This is a genomic window from Psychrobacter sp. PSi21, assembly GCF_054960615.1.
The window spans coordinates 151,751-172,128 of sequence record NZ_JBHNYR010000002.1; the positions used below are offsets into that span (position 1 = coordinate 151,751).

General features: G+C 46.3%; 16 protein-coding genes and 1 pseudogene. 6 read left to right on the top strand and 11 right to left on the bottom strand.

Going from position 1 to position 20,378, the window contains the following annotated elements:
* Window positions 1-34: 34 nt before the first annotated feature.
* Window positions 35-673: a GDSL-type esterase/lipase family protein gene (locus tag ACFI32_RS02600; protein WP_462624943.1), complete on the bottom strand. Its 639-nt coding sequence runs from the start codon at window positions 671-673 to the stop codon at window positions 35-37.
* A 358-nt stretch (window positions 674-1,031) separates the two neighbouring features.
* Here ACFI32_RS02600 and ACFI32_RS02605 point away from each other — a divergent pair.
* The 3 genes and pseudogenes from ACFI32_RS02605 to ACFI32_RS02615 all read left to right on the top strand — a co-directional run.
* Window positions 1,032-2,564 (top strand): annotated as a pseudogene (locus ACFI32_RS02605) (circularly permuted type 2 ATP-grasp protein); the annotation flags it as partial.
* An 845-nt stretch (window positions 2,565-3,409) separates the two neighbouring features.
* Window positions 3,410-4,195: a transglutaminase family protein gene (locus ACFI32_RS02610; RefSeq protein WP_462624944.1), complete on the top strand. Its 786-nt coding sequence runs from the start codon at window positions 3,410-3,412 to the stop codon at window positions 4,193-4,195.
* Between the two features lie 42 nt (window positions 4,196-4,237).
* Window positions 4,238-4,978 (top strand): peptidase, encoded by a 741-nt coding sequence (locus tag ACFI32_RS02615; RefSeq protein WP_462624945.1) that lies wholly within the window; start codon window positions 4,238-4,240, stop codon window positions 4,976-4,978.
* A gap of 175 nt (window positions 4,979-5,153) precedes the next feature.
* Here ACFI32_RS02615 and ACFI32_RS02620 read toward each other — a convergent pair whose 3' ends face one another.
* From ACFI32_RS02620 to ACFI32_RS02635, 4 genes are all read right to left on the bottom strand, one after another.
* Entirely contained in the window at window positions 5,154-5,453 is a 300-nt protein-coding gene (locus ACFI32_RS02620) for an AtuA-related protein (protein ID WP_462624946.1), read from the bottom strand.
* A 3-nt stretch (window positions 5,454-5,456) separates the two neighbouring features.
* The gene (locus ACFI32_RS02625; protein WP_462624947.1) at window positions 5,457-6,797 is read right to left on the bottom strand and encodes an acyclic terpene utilization AtuA family protein; all 1,341 of its coding nucleotides are present in this window, start codon (window positions 6,795-6,797) and stop codon (window positions 5,457-5,459) included.
* Between the two features lie 21 nt (window positions 6,798-6,818).
* Complete coding sequence (locus ACFI32_RS02630; RefSeq protein ID WP_462624948.1) at window positions 6,819-8,108, bottom strand: CitMHS family transporter; 1,290 nt, start codon at window positions 8,106-8,108, stop codon at window positions 6,819-6,821.
* A 375-nt stretch (window positions 8,109-8,483) separates the two neighbouring features.
* The gene (locus ACFI32_RS02635) at window positions 8,484-9,854 is read right to left on the bottom strand and encodes an aminotransferase-like domain-containing protein (RefSeq protein ID WP_462624949.1); all 1,371 of its coding nucleotides are present in this window, start codon (window positions 9,852-9,854) and stop codon (window positions 8,484-8,486) included.
* Between the two features lie 427 nt (window positions 9,855-10,281).
* On the opposite strand from ACFI32_RS02635, the gene ACFI32_RS02640 reads away from it, so the two are divergent.
* Both ACFI32_RS02640 and ACFI32_RS02645 read left to right on the top strand, forming a co-directional pair.
* Complete coding sequence (locus ACFI32_RS02640) at window positions 10,282-11,055, top strand: sulfite exporter TauE/SafE family protein (protein WP_462624950.1); 774 nt, start codon at window positions 10,282-10,284, stop codon at window positions 11,053-11,055.
* A gap of 96 nt (window positions 11,056-11,151) precedes the next feature.
* Window positions 11,152-11,331 carry a helix-turn-helix domain-containing protein gene (locus tag ACFI32_RS02645; protein ID WP_462624951.1) on the top strand — a complete coding sequence of 60 codons (180 nt, stop codon included), beginning with the start codon at window positions 11,152-11,154 and terminating at the stop codon, window positions 11,329-11,331.
* Here the strand turns inward: ACFI32_RS02645 and ACFI32_RS02650 are convergent.
* The 4 genes from ACFI32_RS02650 to yghU form a co-directional block, all read right to left on the bottom strand.
* Complete coding sequence (locus ACFI32_RS02650; RefSeq protein ID WP_462624952.1) at window positions 11,297-12,541, bottom strand: DUF819 family protein; 1,245 nt, start codon at window positions 12,539-12,541, stop codon at window positions 11,297-11,299. The two genes, ACFI32_RS02645 and ACFI32_RS02650, sit on opposite strands and share 35 nt — an antisense overlap.
* A gap of 268 nt (window positions 12,542-12,809) precedes the next feature.
* Window positions 12,810-14,447 carry a DEAD/DEAH box helicase gene (locus ACFI32_RS02655; RefSeq protein WP_462624953.1) on the bottom strand — a complete coding sequence of 546 codons (1,638 nt, stop codon included), beginning with the start codon at window positions 14,445-14,447 and terminating at the stop codon, window positions 12,810-12,812.
* 596 nt (window positions 14,448-15,043) lie between these two features.
* A complete protein-coding gene (locus tag ACFI32_RS02660; protein ID WP_462624954.1) occupies window positions 15,044-16,165 on the bottom strand; it encodes a DUF1176 domain-containing protein in 1,122 nt (373 codons plus the stop codon).
* A gap of 253 nt (window positions 16,166-16,418) precedes the next feature.
* Window positions 16,419-17,249, bottom strand: a complete 831-nt coding sequence (gene yghU / locus ACFI32_RS02665; protein ID WP_462624955.1) for a glutathione-dependent disulfide-bond oxidoreductase — start codon at window positions 17,247-17,249, stop codon at window positions 16,419-16,421.
* 230 nt (window positions 17,250-17,479) lie between these two features.
* Here yghU and ACFI32_RS02670 point away from each other — a divergent pair, with 230 nt between their 5' ends.
* Window positions 17,480-18,856, top strand: a complete 1,377-nt coding sequence (locus ACFI32_RS02670; protein WP_462624956.1) for a DHA2 family efflux MFS transporter permease subunit — start codon at window positions 17,480-17,482, stop codon at window positions 18,854-18,856.
* Window positions 18,857-18,991: 135 nt separating this feature from the next.
* Here ACFI32_RS02670 and bfr (ACFI32_RS02675) read toward each other — a convergent pair whose 3' ends face one another.
* Entirely contained in the window at window positions 18,992-19,468 is a 477-nt protein-coding gene (gene bfr / locus ACFI32_RS02675) for a bacterioferritin (protein ID WP_462624957.1), read from the bottom strand.
* Window positions 19,469-19,514: 46 nt separating this feature from the next.
* Window positions 19,515-20,003, bottom strand: coding sequence for a bacterioferritin (gene bfr / locus ACFI32_RS02680; protein ID WP_462624958.1), 489 nt, complete (start codon window positions 20,001-20,003; stop codon window positions 19,515-19,517).
* Between the last annotated feature and the right edge of the window lie 375 nt (window positions 20,004-20,378).

A 20,378-nucleotide genomic window follows, 5' to 3' on the forward strand; every position in this document is an offset into this window, starting at 1 on the left:
CGTTTGGTTTGAATGTAGTGTAACGTGGCGCGTCTCAGCGCGCCACGCCCTCTTCTTGTAGATAATCATACAACCCTTCGGCAAACTGACGATAACCTGCCGCGTTGGCATGGATTTTATCCGATTTAAGCGTGTCATCTGACAGTATCTCTGACCAGCCACCTGAATATAAAAGCACTTCTTCAGCCTCCGCCACTTCTTCATATACTGGATTGTCACTGACGCGCCCAAACAACGCACTGACGCTAAAGTAAGGCTCTGCGATCAGCACCACCCGAATATCCGCCGCCTTTAAGGCGCGAATGATGGCAACCAGATTGGTACGTGTGGTCTCAGGATTGATGCGCTGTAGCACATCATTACCGCCCACACCGAGCAGTACCAAATCAGGATTTTGCGCAGTGATATCGCTGACACGCGCCAGCACATCGGCAGAGGTGTCGCCATTCATCCCTGCATTGATGACCCGCCAACCACTCAAATCAGCCAGTATCGTCGGATAAGCCGTCTCTGTGCTGGCGCCATAGCCATAGGTCAGCGAATCCCCCAACGCAATGACCGTGCTACCAGCTGGCACGGTATCTTGCTGTGGCTCATTACCGCAGCCTGTCATGCCGATAGCCGCTGCTATTCCAACACTTGCCAGCGCCAAAAACCGACCACGTTGCACCATATCACCCTCCTGCTCTAGACCATCTGATTTGTACAATAGTTTAGTTTTATTTATTGAAATCAAATTAATATTTCTTAAAACCTATTATTTAACGCTTGTTGTATATTGCTGGGTAACCGTTGTATAGTTCATACAGGAGATTGACTACCTGTTGGGCGACACACAACTGCTACTCAGCTTAGCATAGACCGCGTAGTCATCATAAAGTATAACTTTACCAAGGATACGTGAGGTACTTATGAATAAAAAATCATCTCAATCCCAAAGCCAGAATCAGGGTCAGAGCCAATCTCAAGAAGACTTATCAAAAGGTCAAACTCAAAAGACAAATAAGGATACAGCCACCTCTGACACAAGTGTGAAAGACAATAATAACGCCCCAGCACAATCACAAAGCCAATCGCAAACGCAGTCACAAAACCAATCACAAAATCAGACAGCAGCCACCCCTTCAGTAGACACCCCGCCATCACGAGCACCCAGCTTTGATGAACTCCAAACAAGTCAAGGTCAGTATCGTCCCGTTGCACAAGCCGTTGGTAACTGGCTTGATAATATCAATATGGATGCCCTCAATTATCTCAACGAACAAGCAGAAAACATTTTTTACCGCAAAGGCGTGACCTTTACCGTCTATAGCGATGCCAAAAACATCGAGCGTATGATCCCGTTTGACATCATTCCACGTATTATTGCCGCAAGCGAATGGAAACAAATAGAAGCAGGCTGTAAACAACGTATCACCGCGCTTAATGCTTTTTTGCATGACATCTATCATGAGCAAGCTATTATGAAAGCAGGTATCGTCCCTGATACTTATGTGTATGCCAGTGGCTGCTATGAGCCGTGGATGATGGGTATTGAGCTCGACAAACCGATTTATTCGCACATCAGCGGTATTGACTTGATTCGGGATGAGTCAGGTAAATTTTGTGTCTTAGAAGACAACTTGCGTACCCCTTCAGGCGTCTCATATATGCTGGAGAGCCGCACGATATCAGAGACACTGTTATCTGATATCTTTGCTGAAACCTCTATCATGGAGATTAGCGATTATCCGAGCCGTCTTAAGGCCTGTCTTGCCAGCTCAACCTCCAAATATGACCCCCAGATCATCATCTTAACCCCAGGGCGTTTTAACAGTGCCTATTATGAGCATGCCTTTTTAGCGCATGAGATGAATGTACCCCTCGTCCATGGCTACGACTTGATCGTTGAGGACAGTAAAGTCTATATGCAAGGCATACGCGGTAAGGTACAAGTAGATGTGATCTACCGCCGTATTGATGATCCGTATATTGATCCTTTAGCCTTTCGCTCAGACTCTATATTGGGTGTATCGGGGCTTATGAGCGCATATCGCGCTGGTAATGTCGTTATTGTGAACGCGCCTGGCACGGGCGTGGCGGATGACAAAAGCTTATATCCTTTTGTCCCAGATATGATCAAGTTTTATTTGGATGAAGAACCGATTTTACCGAACATTGAAACCTATCAGTGCCGCAAGCCTGATGATCTTAAATATGTGCTCGATAATTTAGATAACTTGGTCGTCAAAGAAACGCAAGGCTCAGGTGGCTACGGGATGCTGATCGGTCCGACGTCAACCAAACAAGAGATCGAAGATTATCGTTTACGCTTGCTTGAAAACCCAGCGGGCTTTATTGCTCAGCCAACCATTTCGCTATCGACCAACCCCACGGCAGTGAGCGACGGCATCGCGCCGCGTCATATTGACTTACGCCCCTTTATTCTCAGTCATGGTGATGGCACAGTCGATATTGTCCCTGGTGGTCTGACACGAGTGGCCATGGTTGAGGACTCTTTGGTTGTCAACTCATCACAAGGCGGCGGTATCAAAGACACTTGGATCGTGGATGACAGTGATTCAGACAGCCCGCAAAACGGTAAGTGCGCGTCTTTATCATCAGCCGATATCAATGCATCAAACAACGCTTCAGGGCATGCGAACTACTATGATCGCGTCCAGCCCTTAGAGACTGGCTACGAGAGTTTAGATGATGCGCCCATGATACTGCTGCTCTCTACCGCCAGTCATTTGATATGGCTCGGCCGATATAGCGAGCGTTTATATTACTATGACGATGTCATGAAACAACTTATCAAAGGCGATCTTGATAAATCACAGATCAAACACTTAATCACTCACTTAGGGTTTGGTGCCGATAGTGAAGCATCACTTACCACCATGACCGCACAAATGATGTCTGACTTGGAACAAAACATCATACCCAATATCGTGCAATCGATTGAGGACAATGTGCAAGAGGCCAAAGGCGTCATTGGTAAAGATACCGCTGAGCTGTATAACTTGATCAAGCGTTTATCCAGTGCTGGCACGTATCGAGCGGCAACCTTGCAGCTACACGCGTGTAACGCCGCGATGAAACAAGAAAATCCGACCGTAACCTGTTTTTGGCAGTTAGGGCGCCGTTTTGAGCAGCTTGAGCGTGTGGTCTTGTTGGGTGAGGATTCAACAGAGGTCAGTCTTGAATTCAAGCACTGGATCAATGAGTTGCCAGAGAATACGCGCTGGCGTGAGCTTATCCGCTTGACCAATCAGATGATCAGATCGAAGAAATTTAGTGATTTTGCGCTGATTAGTAAAGAGTTCAATCTCATACTGCGTCAAGGTGTATAGAAGGTGTCTAGCCAAAAACTAATAATAATGGCTTATCAAGGCATATAGAATAAACCGAAAAAGGAGAAGACATTATGAAACTTCAAATCAGTCACCAAACCAACTATTATTACGATGAGCTGGCGCAGCGCAGTGTACAGTATATACGTATGACCCCCATGAAAATGCCGCATCAAACCATTCATAGATGGGATGTTATGCTCCCTAAAGTGGCGACCAACCAAAAGGATGGCTTTGGTAATGACTGGCTGACGCTCAGTCGTAATGAGGCGCACAACAACTTACAAATGCAGGCGTCTGGTGTCGTTGAGATCAATACCGAAACCGAGCGCTTAGAGGATATGGATCATGTCCCCTACCTGCTCTTTACTGTACAGACCCCACTAACCAAATGCTCACAAGCGATGCGCGAATTTGCCGCGCCGTATCTAAAGACCCCCACTCATGATAGCTTAAAGTCCATGGCGAATGCTCTAATCATGAAAATGCCGTTTGTCAAAAACGTCACACATGTGGGTACGACGGCGGCTGAGGCTTTTGCGACAGGTGGCGGCGTGTGCCAAGACCACACGCATGTGTTTTTAAGTGTCCTACGCGATCAGCAGATTCCAGCCCGTTATGTATCAGGCTACCTATACGACGATACCGAAAACCACATGGCCAGTCATGCGTGGGCTGAGGTGTGGCTGGATGGCTACTGGTATACCTTTGATATCTCAAATCAGGCTTTTACCCCAAACTCACATGTGTATGTCGCCATTGGTCGAGATTATCTAGATACCGCGCCTGTACGCGGCGTACGGATGGGCGGCGGCTACGAAAATCTTTACAGTTTGGTATTGGTCAAAAAGCTATCATAGCGTTTGCTATTTTCTACTATTTTTCTTTATCAAGGGTATCTTATGACTTATTGTGCCGCTATCCGTCTAAAAGACGGTATGGTTTTTGCCAGTGACACGCGCACCAATGCTGGTGTCGATCACATATCGACATTTAGAAAACTGTATCAATATGGCATTGAGGGCGAGCGCTTTATGGTGCTGCAAACGGCTGGTAGCTTAGCGACATCGCAAGCGGTGTTTAACAAACTGCAAAACGATATTGATCAGCGTCTTGAGAGCAATCTGAATACAGTGACGACGTTGTTTGATGCGGCGCAAATGGTTGGTGAATGTATGCGTGAGAAGATGAACCATGCAAAATCCGTCGCTAATGCCAATCGCGATGGCGCCTTTACCAGCTCGTTTATGCTGGGCGGTCAAATCAAAGGGCAGCCAGCTGAGCTATACCTGATTTATCCTGAAGGAAACTGTATCAAAGCCACAGAAGATACGCCCTTTTTTCAGTTGGGTGAGAGCAAATATGGCAAACCTATTTTGGATCGTTCTGTCGGCTATGATACGGATGTGCGACATGCGGCACGCGCGTTGATGCTGTCATTTGATTCTACGATTCACTCAAATCTATCAGTCGGTATGCCGATAGATTTTGTGCTGTATAACAATGACAGCTTAACCCTGCCACAAGGTCGCCGTATTGATGAGCATGATGAATACTTCAATACCATTCGCCATCAATGGTCAGAAGCATTGCGTCGCACGTTAGTTGAGCTACCACAATGCCCTGATGGTTATTGGGAATAGTCAGATAATACACCAAGCATCATGTGCCGTTGCCATTGTTCCAACCGCTTAGAGGTCGTTGGTTGAAGGCTGGCATGCGGCCTGTGCTTACTGCGCGATGGGATCTGGTGTTTTCTTTGTTTACGCTTGTTAAATACTAGAGCCATTACGGTCTAATGATTATTTAATTCAAACCTTATATCTCCAAATCCAGCAGCTTTGAACTTAAGCCCTTACCATGCTTGTCCTGCGCCAATGATTTGGTCACCCCGCCGCCTAACGCCCCGTGCAGCACAAAGTTAAAAGCATTTAGGTTTGGCAGCTCATAACGGATAACTTCCCCTTCTACGATGTCTTGAAACCAGTCTTTGACCACAGCAGCCGTTACCTTATCTTTAAGCAATTCGTAGTCTGTGTCCTTAAACGCGATCAAAGAAATGTTGGAAATATTACCTTTGTCGCCAGTGCGAGAATGCGCGATTTCACGTAATTTCATTTATTAAACCTCCCAATATGAAACGGTGATGTCCGTGTCAGTTTCTGGAATCAAGATAGAGCCGATGGACACGACGGCTTGGATGTTTGAGCGAATACCGCCGCCCCCTGCAGGGCCATTGGTATACAGCGACTCGACCTCTTGGGTGATGGCTTGTGCCATGACATTATCAGCAGTACGCGCCGCCACGCGCAATCGCACTTCAGCGGCCTCTGCCGTGCTGGCAAGCTGATTGCCATATAATGAGTTCAGGCCAATAAAATCATAGCGTATCTCAATCGGCTCAATATGCTGGACAGCAAGCCTGTTTTCGATAACCGTCTTTGCAAGTGCGGCTCTTTTGACCGCACCTGAGCCGCCGTAGCTGATCTCCGCTTCTGCAATATAGCCGTCTTTATAGCCGATGCTAGTTTTAAGTAACCCTGTTTTGGGTTTACCCGTTCCGCCAGATACTTGAACCAGATCGTTATCAATGGCTGTAACTGTCACGTGAGAAAAGTCAGCAATCACATCTGGGGTCAGGTAGCTTGAGGGGTCGTGGATTTCATAAAGCAGCTGTTCTTTTACCGTGGCCTCAGAGACCAGCCCACCAGCAGTTGGCAGTTTGGTGACGGTATATTCTCCGTCTGCTGTCACCTCCAAGATAGGAAAACCAACATTCCAAAGCTCGGGCACATCCTTATAATCGGGATCTGCAAAATAACCCCCTGTCACCTGAGCGCCGCACTCCATCAGATGACCGCCGATAGTGCCCTTGCCCATCAAGTCCGCATCATCAAAAGACCAGCCAAACTCATACACCATCGGTGCCAGAAACAGCGACGGATCAGCGGCGCGGCCAGTGATCACGATATCTGCGCCTGCGCTCAGTGCTTGCACGATACCTTGGGCCCCAATATAGGCATTAGCAGATACGATAGAGTCACCCAAATCTGTGATGGTTCGATCATTTTCTAGCAGTGTCTCATCCTGATAACGCGCCATGTCTGCAAACACATCGTCGCCTGTGACAGCAGCGATTTTTAAACCCTGCAAACCTTGTTGCTCGGCGATCTGTTTAATCTTTTCGGCAGCGGCTTTAGGATTGGCGGCGCCCATATTGCTGATTATTTTTATTTTTTTATCGACACAAAGCGGCAATACTTTTGCCATGCGGTACTCAAGCAAGCTGTCATACCCTTCATCGGGATACTTCATTTTGCGCTGCTGGGCAATGGCAATCGTACGCTCAGCCAGACATTCAAACACGATATAATCCACGTCTCCATATGTCATGACATCAAGGGCGGGTTCTAGCCTGTCGTCAGCATAACCTGCGCCAGACCCAATTTTGATGGTTTTCATACCTTACTCCCTATGATTGACTTAGATAATCACGCCTGTAATCACGGCTACGACAGTCATGACCAGTGTGGTGCCAAACGCCCATTTAAAGACAAACTTTTGATGGTCGCCCAACTCTACACCCGCAAGACCAATCAACAAGAACGTCGAGGCGGTTAGCGGGCTGAGTGGGAATCCTGTGGTCATTTGTCCCAGCATAGACGCTTGGCCAATCTGTACTGGGTCAAGCCCGTATGCACTGGCGGTCTGTGCCAAAATAGGCATGACCCCAAAATAATAGGCATCAGGCGTGAACACCAAGCTTAGCGGCATACTCAGTACCGCGACAATGACGCCCATAGAGCCGCCCACTGCGTCTGGAATGACCTGTACCAGTGCGGTCGCCATCGCAGAAATCATCTCAGTGCCTGATAAAATGCCAGTAAAGATACCCGCTGCAAAAATGATAGACACCACGGTAATCATGCCAACCGATTGCGATTTGATTTGATCCATTTGATCATTTGGTTTGGGATAGTTGATCAGCACGGCAATAGCAAACGCCAGCATGAAGACGATTGGTAATGGTAGCCAGACTTGCACCAGCGCGACAATGGTTAATACCGTCAAGATTAAATTAAACCAAAACAGCTTAGGCCTACGCATACTGCGCTCTTCTGCACTCAGCTCGTCATGCAGGCTGTGCTCCATATCCTGAACACCCAAGCGTTTGCGCTCTTTTTTGCCCACAAGGTAGGCCACAAACAAAATCCAAACCACGCCTGCCAAAAACGCAGGAATGAGTGGATTAAATAGCTGTGCGGTACTGACCTCTAAAGCCGCTGACGCGCGCGCGGTTGGTCCGCCCCAAGGCGTCATGTTCATCGTACCTGCGCCAAGCGCCACCACCCCCGCCAGTATGATGCGGTTCATGCCCAGTTTGTTGTATAGCGGCAGTAGGGCTGGAATGGTGATCAAAAACGTCGATGCACCAGAGCCATCCAAATGCGCCACCATGGCGATCACGACCGTGCCGATACAGATTTTGACAGGATCGCCTTTGACCAGTTTTAATACCCGCGAGATAAGCGGATCAAACAAGCCAGCATTGTTCATCACCCCAAAAAACAAAATAGCAAAGCCCAGCATGATACCCGTTGGCGCGACGCCCACAATACCATCGAGCATAAAGCCGCCAAGCTCCGCGCCAAAGCCGCCGATTAAAGCAAAAACGACAGGCACAAGAATCAGCGCCACAATGACGGATACTTTTTTAGTCAGTATCAACGCCAAAAACACGAAAATCGTCAAAAATCCCAATAGTGCCAACACAGTCCTTCTCCTTGTAAGCCTTACTTTCTTCCTTGTGATATGTCTACCAGTCCGCCTTTCCATAGGGGGTATCACTGGCATCAACTACAATAGAAATATCACGGGTACAGCTTGCTTCCAAGGGTACAGAATGGCTTTTTAACAGAAAACTGTACCCATTTTTGAGGCGTTTTTTGGTGTCAAGACAGGTGAGTACTGGGAAGGTATGAGAGATAGCTGATGACATAGCACGGCAAAAATACTGGTCAATAGCAGCAACTTTTAAAGAAATACGAGAGGTTTTTTTAAGCGACATTTGATGCTATTGGATGAAAATTGATGATAACACCATTAAAATGAAAAGGAGCGGCTTTCGTTTATACGCAAAATTATTATTCAACGATTGTTAAATATGACCGTTTTAATAAACTTAACCGTGGCTTTGTCTATATAAAATTTATTGACCCGTAATGCAAAATAAGCAGGATCGGAGGGAAAGAAAAGATTGCCTGGGGCGATAAAAATATTGTTGTCTTTGGCAGCATTGACCGCTTTTTTGTCATCCATAGGAATACGAAACCACAAAAAATTACCGCTGGGATTGTGCGGATACAGCGTGAGACCTTCGATTTTGTTTAGTGCAGTGATGGCAGCGTCTGATCTCTCAGCAGACAGCTGTTTTAGCGCTTGTAAGTGATTGGTTAGCGCGCCGCTGGTGATCAGATGGTTGAGTATGTTTTCCATGATGGATGAAGTATTGATGACGGTGATCATCTTGAGCCGCGTAAGGGATTTGATCATAGACTGAGAGGCGACGATAAAGCCACATCTGATTGACGCTGATACCGTTTTTGAGAAACTACTGACATAAATAACAGGGCATTCTGTATGGAAAAAATGACTGGCAGCGCCGTCTCTTGCCAATAAAAACGGGTCATTTTCCACAATAAGCACATTGTATTGGCTGCATAATGCCTGAATCTCTGCCATGTTTTGAGATGTCAAATCTGTCCCTATCGGATTTTGGGCAAAAGGCTGCAAAAATAAAATCTTAGGCTGAGATTTGATAATGATTGCTTCTAAATGATTGATATCCAAGCCAAACCTGCTTCGCTTAATGGCGTTGATACCAATATGCTGTAGCTCAAGCTTACTAAATAGCGGATAGTATCCAGGAGACTCGACGACGACCTGATCGCCACTGGTCAAAAACTGCCTAATGATCAAATCCAAACTGTGATTGGTGCCGTAAGTCAATAAGACGTTTTGCGAATCGACTGTTAGCGCCCGTTTGCTTAAGATATCAACCATTAAGCGTCGCAATAACACATTGCCAGCTGGGTCACCATTACCACGGTCGAAGTGTGCTACCTCAGCGCTTTCACCTCCAAAACCGTCACCTATCTGCCCCAAGTAGCGCTCAAGGTTTAGCTTGTCCATATATTCTTTGGGATAGCGGCCCGCACCGGGTTTGTGATGCGACTGGTTGACCATTTGTTGTTCTAATAGGTCAATACCTGTATAAAACGGCGCTGAGTTGAGCGGCGAGGTATTGGATAAATCCTCGCTGACATAAAACCCTGATTTGGGAAGCGCTTTGATCCACTGCTGCTCCAGTAAAATGTTATAGGCCGTGACCACGGTATTTTTAGATACTTTATACTTTTCTGCCATCGCGCGAATGGAAGGGATTTTGTCCCCGACTTTTTTTCGACCAGCTTTGATATCATCAATCACAAGCAAACAAATTTCTTCAAACTTTTTCACCGTCAAACTCCATTTTGAGCAAAAATCATGCTTACCGTTGTCTTAATTTTTTAGAAATATTAGGCTGAAATAGAGTCATACCATATTTATCACATGGCTTTCATAAATCATGTATAGCAGTAGGTGCACACATTCGACAAACTAATATCAAAATAAATGATCCTAGCATTTATCATCTGCATCCGATAATGTGTAGCAACAAAGTCAAAAAATCGACTGATGATAAGTGTTAGCGCCATTGAAAAATGAAAACTTGCAATACCTTTTGTATTCTACACGCCTTACTGCTAGACCCTTCTTACTTTTGCCGCTTTAAATAGACAAACCTAAGTATTCTATTGGACACATCAGCCTACTCGCTGACCTATGATCTTTGTAGATCGCGTACAGTCGTTGCTCAATATAACTCATGGTAGAGGATTGTACATTGTCCATCACAGTAGACGTATTACAAACTATCCCGAATTGGCATTTGGCAGGTTTCTTTATCGCGGGTATCGTCGCTTTTATCATCTCTGTGATATCGGGTGGTGGCGGCGCCATATTATTGATACCCATTACCTCTTGGATGATTGGAGCAGCCGCTGCGCCGCCTGTGATTAATCTGTCGACCTTTATCAGTAATGGCTCACGGATTTTTTTGTTTTGGCATGATATTGATTGGTCACTGACCAAATACTATGTGCCCAGTGCACTCTTGGGAGCATGGCTGGCTGCATTGATATTTAGCCGTATCGATGCAAATTGGATTCAGCTCGTGGTTGGTGTGTTTTTAGTCTCTACTATTTTCCAATATAAATTTGGTAAAGTAAGTAAAACGTTCAACATGCCAAAAGTAGGCTTTATTCCTTTGGGTTTTTTAATTGCATTTGCGAGCACATTGGTGGGTGGTCTTGGTCCGATACTCAACCCGTTTTATATGAATGCTGGATTAGAAAAAGAGCGTCTTATTGCCACCAAAACTGCCAACTCTTTTTTTATGGGTATTGTACAAATCGGTAGCTACGCATTTTTTGGTTTGCTCTCGCCTCAAATTTGGGTTTATGGTCTGGTACTGGGCGCAGGTGCAATCATTGGTAATGTTATCGGCAAATATTTTTTGGCAAGCATGAGCCTCAAACAGTTTAGGGTTATGCTGCTTATCATCATGGTGGTGAGCGGGGTAATAATGATTGTAAGAAACATCAATATACTTTTTTAGCAAATTTTTAATATATTTGATGTCAAAACTAGGGCGCGTCCTTAACTTAAACGATAGCTATAGTAAAAGAAACATAAATCCGCTACAGTATATAATATGGCATACTCAAAAGACTACCGACAACTGATACTCAATAAGCTTCAAGAAAGCTATAGTATTCGACAACTTGCAGAGGAGTGTCAAATTAGCACCAACACTATTCAGCGTTGGAAAACATTTCCTGAGCGCAAAAGACGTCAATTTACCCCACTACTAGACGCATTAGTTGGGTGCTGATATAGCCGCCAAACGTCCCCACCGCGTAGCCCATGATACCCAAAAACACCCCTACAGGCGCAAGCGACGGATGAAAAGCAGTAGCGACGATAGGTGCAGAAGATGCACCGCCTGTGTTGGCATTAGAGCCCACCGCCAAAAAGAAAAACGGCGCACGGATCAATCGGGCAACCGCAAAAATGATCATCACGTGGATACTCATCCACAGCAGGCCAATCAGTAAGAGCCGCCACTGCGAGACAATACCTGCCAAGTTAATCTGCATACCGATCGCGGCGATTAACACAAAGATAAATACCGTTCCGATTTTGGACGCACCCACATGATCAAGGCGGCGTACTTTGGTGAACGAAAAAACGACGCCTATCAAGGTAATAATGACCACCATCCAAAAAAATGAGCTGGCAAAGCTATATTGTACTGCCCATTGATAAGGCGCAAAAAAGGCGGCAATTTGTCCACCAACAAAGTGCGCGACCCCCACCATGGCAAAGCACAAGCCAAACATCACCATCAAGTCATTGATGGTTGCTGGGCGGGCATGATCACGCTCATAGCTTTCAACTGCCTTGATCACGTTATCAATACTACCAGTATCCGCTTTTAACAATCGATCAATTTTTGCACTGTGCTTTGCCATTACCAAGATTGCAAGTAACCACAATGACGCGTTGGTGGCATCGACCAATATCATCATACCAAAGAGATCATCACTGACCCCAAACAGCTCCTTCATGGCCGCTTGATTGGCCGCACCGCCGATCCAGCTGCCCGCCACAGCAGAGAACCCGCGCCATAGCGTATCATCAGTAAACATACTGGGTGACACCCATTTGGCAATTCCTAAGCTAATCGGCCCACTGATGATAATGGCGATACTGGCGGCAAGGAACATCGCAATCGCCTTCCAGCCTAAGCCTAATATTTTGGGCACATCCATGGATAAAGTCATCAACAGCAAACTGGCTGGCAGCAAATAGGTGGCGGTAAAACCGTAAATCTGTGACCCTACTCCGTCAGCGAACACCCCTAAGCTATTGAGCGTGGCGGGAATAAAGCAGCACAGCACAATGCCCGGTAATACCGCATAAAACCGTCGCCAAAACTTACCCGGTAGCCCTTGCGTATAAAAAACCATGCCAATAATGGCCATAATAATGCCAAACGCCAGTGGCAAGTTATCAATTGCTAAAGAGGAAGTGCTAGGCATCGAGGTGCTCCAAGGCTGACATCGGGCAAAAGTGAGTCAGTATAGACAAGGCGAAAAACGCAAGCAAGCAGCCATTTTTTGGCTTGATCTCCAGTGCGTTTGGTGGGTGCGGTTTTTTCTGTGCATTTCGCATATGGGAAGATTCAGAGCACCAATGATAGCGTCTATTGTCAGACATCACGCACAAAAAAGGCCAGATAACAAGTATCTGGCCTTTTTACTATTTTAGACGATTAACAAATAGAATTAGTCATCAATGATAGCGATATTATGAGTTTTTACCGCGATTGCCTGCAGCGCGGCCTTGACCACCTGAGCGGCTGGCTGGACGACCCTGGCTACCACTTGGACGACCGCGACCTGTTGCTGCGCGATCACCACGTGGGGCGCTGGCACCGTCACGGCTACCGCGTTTGCCTTGATAAGGCTTACCACCAAAGCGATCGTTTGGCTTGCCAGAGTTGTCACGTGGCTTGCCTTGATAACCGCTGTCATTGCTGGCACGTTGACCGGCTGGTGCGCTATCACTTGAGCGACCACGACCCTGAGCACCGCCACTCGCTTTGCCTTGATAACCGCCGCCTGAACGGCCACGGCCTTGGCCACCACCGTTTGAGCGACCACGGCCACGACCGCGACCTTTGCCTTTATTGTCACTGGGCACATATGTCTTTTTCGGCTCTAGACCTTCGATCACTGAGATTTCCATTTTGCGATCAAGATAGCGATTGATTGCCGCCAATTGTGGACGATCATCCATGCTACATAGGTTGACCGCTACGCCGCTACGACCAGCACGGCCACAACGACCGATACGGTGAACATAATCTTCAGTTTGGCGCGGTAGATCGTAGTTGATAACGTGTGACAAGGCAGGCACGTCAAGACCACGGGCGGCAACGTCGGTTGCGACCAAGATTTTGCATTTGCCGTTACGCAAGTCTTGCACGATGCGGTTACGCTTGCTTTGTGGCAAGTCGCCATGCAAGAAGCTGGCTTTGTGACCGTCGTCCGCAAGTGACTTAGCCAATTTTTCCGTGCTGCGCTTAGTGGCGGCAAAGATAATGACTTGGTCAACGTCAGGAGCACAAACGATCTTGTCTAAAATTTTGTTTTTATGATCGAAGTCGTCACAATAGTAAGCGGTTTCGTCAATATGCGCTGACTCAACTTTGATAGACACGCGCTCAGGGTTTCTAGTGAAACTGGCAGCGATTTTGCCAACAGGGCCATCCCACGTGGCAGAACACATGATGGTTTGACGATCCGTTGGTGCCGCTTTTAGGATGTCGCTGATATCGTCAGCAAAACCCATGTCGAGCATGCGATCGGCTTCATCAAGTACCAATACCTCAAGGTTTGATAGATCAACGCGGCCTGCATTGATATGGTCAAGCAAACGACCTGGGGTGGCAACGATAACCTGTACACCCTTTCTGAGCGCCGTAATCTGACCGTTATAAGGTGCGCCGCCAACGAGTGGCACGCAGAACAAGCCACGCATATCTTTAGAATAGGTACGGACGCTGTCATGGACTTGCTGAGCCAGTTCGCGTGTTGGCGTTAGGATCAAGGCTTTGGTCAGTTTGTCAAAGCTGGTCGCACGGCTTAGGCGATCAAGTACAGGGATCACGAATGCGGCAGTTTTACCACTACCCGTTTGTGCTGACAATAAAAGGTCACGGCCTTCTAGGGCAAACGGAATGGCTTGTTCTTGAATAGGGGTTGGGTTGGTATAGCCACTGCGATCAAGTGCCGTCAAGATTGGTTTGGCAATGCCAAGATCAGTAAAGGTAACTTTATTGTCTTCAGTAGCGTTAGTATCAGCCGCTTGAGTATTTGTCGTGGTGTCGTTGCTTTCGATGATGCCGTTTTCAGCAGCGATAGTAGATAAGATGTCAGTCATGAATAATCCTTGGTAGTATAAGCTGCTGTACATTCAGCAACCTGATGCCTACCACTGATAACCGTTCATCACCTCATCCAATATAAACTGTCATCAATGACAATTAAAAGCGTCAAGCCGTAGGGCTTTTGCTCATCTGGGATGTTATGTGCTGTCTGACGTATTTTGGTGGTAGTGCCGAGTGTCTTATCCTTGCCTGCTCTTCCTTATTCATCAATGCTTGTATCCAAAGCAGACAAATACGAACAACAACCAATCTGGCGCAGGCCAGTAGATAAGATATGAGTCAAAAATAATAGGATTATTTAAGTACACAAAATCATCGGCAACAATTACTCATGGTCATCCTAGACCCAAAATCGCAGGCGATGTTATCAATCTCATAATTCACGCCATGCTCGAGCCTCTTTTTTTATAAAAGATGGCTATGAGCTAACGTGGCGACGCAGTATAGCACAGCAAACCCATAATCCATATTTATTTTCGATTTTATTATTACATTTTAAAAAAATCGTTAAGTAATAAGGCGTTGGGAGTGTCCTGCAGAAAAATATAACGCCAGCAGTACCATTTTAGCGCTACTGGCTCAGGGTTAACTACTGGGCAATTTTGACATTAGAGACATAAGTAGGCAATTGCCAAGCACCCCCCGCCTCTATCAAGCGGCACAAGCCTGTGGTTGATTCATGACTCTTGACAAAGCGGTTCCCCGTCCAGATCCAGTCGGCTTGCGACATACAATCACCGAGGCCACGGCCTTTTTGTGCTGATGAGATGCGACCTTTGGCATAATCGGTTGCGCGGGTGGTTACCAGTACAGGGTTATAGGGTTTGCTATCATTGATGACCCACATTCCACTGCCTGCATTGTAAGCACCCAGCCAGCAACTGTGCTGTGCCAGCAGCTGCGTCTGGTTAAGGCGATACACGCGCCAGCCGCTATCGTTAGATAAATTGGGACAGTATTCAGCATCATCTATAGTACTTTTGGCCAATTCTAAAAGCTGTGAGGATTTCATCGTAAACTTTTTATTATTACTTTTGCCATCAGGCTTTACCAAGCGCAGTTGTGGTGCAGGTTTGGCAGGCAGTACACTGCTGTTTGGCCGGCTGGCGCTACCAGTTTTGACAAAGGCGCTGGGGGTTCCCACTCGGCCTTGGGCTTCATCGGCCTTGAGCATTACGGCCGTTGAGCCTTTGTCTGAGAGTTGAAATCGGGTGTTGCGAAATACCAGCTCAATGTTGCTTGAGGTGCTGAGTGCATTGACCAGCGCCTCCACTTGAGCCGATGTCAGTTCGCTATCGCCTGAAGCATTGGCATAAGGTTTGGTCTCGCCCAAATCTTTGCCGTTGATAAATAAAGAGATGCGGTGGCGGTTACCCAGCTGCATCAATGCTTTTGTGGAGCTTTCTTTTGCCCCGCCAATCTTCACCTTACCCGTGACTTTTGCACTGCTGCCCGCACGCCGCGTCAGCAATACTGATACTGGCATGTCGGTATTATCCTCTGATTGGTAACCAGCCAAGCGGCAGGTCAACGTATTGTCACAAGCTACTTGCCAATCATTGTGAGTAAAATCAACCTCAGCATGCGCAGAGGCAGGCAGCGCCGTTGCTACCATACCTGTGATGACCAGTAGTGGCAGCAAAACATGGCGTTTAAGTCTTGATGGGTTGCTGATATGCTGCGCCGTACATCTTATTATAGTCTTCGTCATGATTGTCACTCGTTAGCAAGAGAAAGTAAATGCCAGCCATATGATGGTAAGCCTGTCGCTATGGTAACCGAACAGTGTTTCTATCTGTTGTACCAATGTATCATTATGTAATAATAGCCGCGAGCCACTCATAGGCTATAAAATAATATAATTCAGCCATTAAAGTCAACAAAAGTTATATTTTTCAGGAATGACATATTAAGACAGCAGCAGACAAGTGCACAACCCCCTACTTATCTGCTGCCCAAAAGCATCAACCGATAGGCTTGAGTGTGAGGTCGACTGCGCGCTTGGTTGCAGGGCGTTCTGCGATTTTTTTGGCCCAGCGCATTAGGTGTGGATAATCGTCTACCTTTAAAAATTCTGCCGCATCATAGAGCTTACCCAGTACCAGCTGTCCATACCATGGCCAAATGATGATATCAGCAATACTATAGTCCAATTCGTTATTGCCGCACATATATTCGCTATTTTTTAGATGAGTATCGAGTACATCAAGCTGACGTTTGGTTTCCATGGTGTAGCGATTGATTGGGTATTCCATAGGTTTTGGTGCATAAGCATAAAAATGACCAAACCCGCCGCCCAGATAAGGCGCGCTACCCATCTGCCACATCAACCAAGATAAGCATTCAGTACGCGCTGCACCTTGCTGCATAGGTACAAATTTGCCAAATTTTTCTGCCAAATACAGCAGTATGGCCCCAGACTCAAAGACATTGATGGGATCGCCATCTTCATCGACCGCGTCGTGATCGACCAAAGCAGGGATTTTGGAGTTGGGATTGATGGCGACAAAATCGCTGCCAAACTGATCGCCTTTACCGATATCAATCTTGTACGCGTCATAAGCCGCTTTTTCGATCCCAAGCTCAGCCAGCTCTTCTAGTATCATATTGACTTTGATACCGTTAGGCGTGTTAAGCGAGTACAGCTGCAGAGGCGCATCACCAACAGGCAACGTTTGTTCATGTCGTGCGCCAGCCGTTGGACGGTTGGTACTGGCAAATTTGCCACCATTTTCTTTATCTTGAGTCCACACTTTAGGCGGTGTGTAATGGTCATGATCGCTGGTATTGCTCATAAAAAATCCTATAGGTAACGTCCTGTGGATGAATAGCGTCCATCAAAAAAGTGTATTTTTAATACGATTCCTTTCACTATAACCAAATTGTCTCTCTGCTATATAGCCCTAACCTGTAATTAATGTATCGATTTTTATACGCTTCGTGTTGTTCATTCATAACCGCGCTATCCTTTTCAAGGCAGGCTCTTTATCATAAAGCGATGTTTTATGGCTAGAGTAAGCTGAGTATGGTGACATTAACTGAAGCACAACGAAAATATTTGCCTTATATTTTAGCTGTGGCGCTATTTATGCAGATTTTGGATGCCACTATCTTAAATACCGCTTTACCACAGATGGCGTTGGCACTGGGTGAATCGCCCCTAAAAATGCAATGGGCTGTGATTAGCTATGCGCTGACGCTAGCCATTTTTATCCCGATTAGCGGCTTTTTAGCGGACAAATATGGCACGCGCCGGGTGTTTTTGACCGCTGTCATTGTTTTTTGTATTGGCTCGCTGCTTTGTGCGCTGGCATCTACGTTGAACTTTTTGGTAGGCGCACGCGTGATACAAGGTATTGGCGGGGCGATGATGACACCCGTGGGTCGTTTGATTTTGGTTAAGTCTTACCCGCGCAATCAACTGCTGACTGTGATGAATTTTGCCGTCATTCCAGCATTGATCGCGCCGCTGGTTGGCCCACTGCTCGGTGGTTATTTGGTTGAGTATGCCAGTTGGCACTGGATCTTTTTGATCAATATTCCCATGGGTATAGCGGGCTTTGTATTGGGCAAAAAGCTGATCCCTTCGCTCTTTGGCGATAAGCAGTCACTAGATTGGCTTGGCTTTTTATTGTTTGCCCTAGGCGCCTGTGCTTTGACGCTGGCGGTTGAGATGGGTTCAAAAGCTGAGCATGGTCAAATGGCGCTGCTACTGGTCGCGGCTTCTTTTGGGTTCTTAGCCGCTTATGTTTGGCATGCCAAACGCCATATCGCGCCACTATTTTCGTTATCGTTGTTTAAAGTGCCGACCTTTCGCATTGGTATCACAGGCAACCTGTTTACTCGCATTGGTATCAGTGCAGTGCCTTTTTTGCTGCCCTTGTTGTTGCAGGTGGTGTTTGAGTACTCGCCTTCGCAGGCAGGCTGGCTGCTCGCGCCTATTGCAGTTGGCGCACTTGGGATAAAACCCTTTGTCAGCAAGATTATTCAGCGCTATAGTTATCGTACGGTGCTGGTATATAACACCTTGTTTTTGGGACTGATGATTATTGTGTTGGGTCAATACTCGGCGGCCACGCAGTGGTTGTGGTTTATCCCTGTGTTGATATTTATTGGCATTTGTAACTCGATCCAGTTTAGTGCTATGAATACCATTACCATTGGTGACTTACAAGGGGCGCAGACCAGTAGTGGCAATAGCTTAATGGCAGTTAATCAGCAAATGGCAATTGGACTGGGTATTGCGTTTGGGGCGGCATTGCTCAACGTGCTGCGCGACCGCTTTCAAGTCGATACACTGCTGGCCTTTCAAATGACTTATTGGGTGCTGGGCGGCTTGACTATCTTGTCAGGTCTAGGGTTTTTACGCCTCAAGCCTGAAGATGGTCGCGGTTTATACTGATCTGCTGATCATAGCGCATATAGCCGCACTCATTTAGGGCGTATCATCAATTAGCCAAACCTAAAAAAACCAGCCGCGACTTATGATAAATCGCGGCTGGCAAGTATGGATAGGTCAAGATGTGATTGCAATCGCTTACTGGTCATCATCCATTTGCGACTGAATATAGTTCTCCACGCCAAGCGCTTTGATCAAGTCATTCTGAGTATCCAGCCAATCATCATACTCTTCGTTGCCATCTTTTAGACTGGTCAATAACGCGCGAGACACGTAGTCGCGACGCTCTTCACACAGCGTAATGGCGTCAGTGATGATGTCGAACTTTTGCTTTTCCAAACGCAAGTTACAGTCGATGATCTCAGGAACGTCTTCACCAATATATAATTTGCCCAGCTCTTGTAGGTTTGGCAGGCCGCCAAGTAACAAAATACGGGCAATCAGCTCATCTGACCACTTCATTTCAGCAATAGACTGCTTGTAGAAGCCTTCATTAAGGGCTTCAAGACCCCAATGACGGGCCACACGGGCATGTAAAAAATACTGGTTAATGGCTATTAGCGACTGTCCAAGTACCTTGTTTAATGCACGGATAACGTCTTTATCACCTTTCATCTGCTCTCTCCTTATGATTGTTTGTCTGATCCATATTTACTTGATATCACACCAAATTGGGCGATACTTCCGCCATTTGGCTTTGTAAGTAATTGGGCAAACCAATCATATCGATCAAGCGAAGCTGCTGCTCAAGCCAATGAGCATGATCTTCTTCAGTATCTTTAAGCTGTTCAACCAGCATATCGCGTGTGACATAGTCATGAACCTCTTCACACAGCGCAATACCGTCTTTTAGGTGCTGCTGTACTTGGTATTCCAAATCCAAATCAAGCTGTAACATCTCTGGTACGGCAGTACCGATGTTAAGCGCATCAACACTCATTTTAGGCGTACCACCAAGCATTAATATACGACGAATGATGGCCTGCGCATGCATCGTCTCGTCTTGCATTTCGTGGTGAATACGATCGTATAATTTACCATAATGCCACTCTGCATACATCTCAGAATGAATAAAATACTGGTCACGAGCAGCAAGCTCACCGCCGAGTAAAAAGTTTAGGTAATCAATAACCTTTTGGTTGCCTATCATAATGTATACTCCTAAGCTCACATCATAGTGCGCATCTGCATCAACTATGACTAAAATAAAAACGTTTGTTTATAATGTAAGGTATATAGGATAACACATACAGGCGAAAAGGCATGTAATGTTGTGAACTAAGAATAAGATGCAAATTGAGAACTATAATTAACTCGACATTGTTACGGTATCATCAGATACTGGCCAAAGTCAGTCGCGTTATTCTAAAGTCGTTAGATAGACCAATAGGAGGAAGGATCCACAGGCAAAATATGATAAGAATGACTAAGGCTATACTGACCATAAACCAAAGGTAATGACAGTCTGCGCGTTGATAAGCGGTAGATAAAATGGAGGTTGCCTCAAAGGCATTCTATTAGCGTA

What these genes read in the sequence shown, in the direction of transcription:
- ACFI32_RS02655 (WP_462624953.1), bottom strand. Translation starts at nt 14,447, where the DNA reads ATGACTGACATCTTATCTACTATCGCTGCTGAAAACGGCATCATCGAA.
- yghU (WP_462624955.1), bottom strand. Translation starts at nt 17,249, where the DNA reads ATGAGCAATACCAGCGATCATGACCATTACACACCGCCTAAAGTGTGG.
- ACFI32_RS02650 (WP_462624952.1), bottom strand. Translation starts at nt 12,541, where the DNA reads ATGCCTAGCACTTCCTCTTTAGCAATTGATAACTTGCCACTGGCGTTT.
- ACFI32_RS02615 (WP_462624945.1), top strand. Translation starts at nt 4,238, where the DNA reads ATGACTTATTGTGCCGCTATCCGTCTAAAAGACGGTATGGTTTTTGCC.
- ACFI32_RS02625 (WP_462624947.1), bottom strand. Translation starts at nt 6,797, where the DNA reads ATGAAAACCATCAAAATTGGGTCTGGCGCAGGTTATGCTGACGACAGG.
- ACFI32_RS02600 (WP_462624943.1), bottom strand. Translation starts at nt 673, where the DNA reads ATGGTGCAACGTGGTCGGTTTTTGGCGCTGGCAAGTGTTGGAATAGCA.
- bfr (WP_462624957.1), bottom strand. Translation starts at nt 19,468, where the DNA reads ATGAAAGGTGATAAAGACGTTATCCGTGCATTAAACAAGGTACTTGGA.
- ACFI32_RS02660 (WP_462624954.1), bottom strand. Translation starts at nt 16,165, where the DNA reads ATGACGAAGACTATAATAAGATGTACGGCGCAGCATATCAGCAACCCA.
- ACFI32_RS02670 (WP_462624956.1), top strand. Translation starts at nt 17,480, where the DNA reads ATGGTGACATTAACTGAAGCACAACGAAAATATTTGCCTTATATTTTA.
- ACFI32_RS02610 (WP_462624944.1), top strand. Translation starts at nt 3,410, where the DNA reads ATGAAACTTCAAATCAGTCACCAAACCAACTATTATTACGATGAGCTG.
- ACFI32_RS02645 (WP_462624951.1), top strand. Translation starts at nt 11,152, where the DNA reads ATGGCATACTCAAAAGACTACCGACAACTGATACTCAATAAGCTTCAA.
- ACFI32_RS02620 (WP_462624946.1), bottom strand. Translation starts at nt 5,453, where the DNA reads ATGAAATTACGTGAAATCGCGCATTCTCGCACTGGCGACAAAGGTAAT.
- bfr (WP_462624958.1), bottom strand. Translation starts at nt 20,003, where the DNA reads ATGATAGGCAACCAAAAGGTTATTGATTACCTAAACTTTTTACTCGGC.